General features: G+C 33.8%; 1 pseudogene. It reads left to right on the forward strand.

What is annotated here, in order from left to right:
- Positions 1 to 269: pseudogene (locus ACFIK8_RS12290) on the forward strand (threonine--tRNA ligase); the annotation flags it as partial.

The following is a 269-nucleotide window of genomic DNA, read 5'->3' on the forward strand; positions in this document are numbered from 1 at the left end:
GAATGATCTCACCATTATTGAAAAGAAAATGCATGAAATTATCCAACGTAATAAACCTTTCAGAAAAGAAATTTGGTCTCGTAAAAAAGCCAGAGAAATTTTTTCTGAAAAAAACGAACTTTATAAGGTTGAACTTATCGATAGTATTCCCGACAATCAAGATTTAAAAATCTATTATCAAGGTGATTGGTTTGACCTTTGCCGTGGTCCACACATGCAATCTACTGGACAAATTGGGAATGCTTTCAAACTTATGAAAGTCGCAGGAG

The organism is Bartonella sp. MR168JLCBS (genome assembly GCF_042194175.1).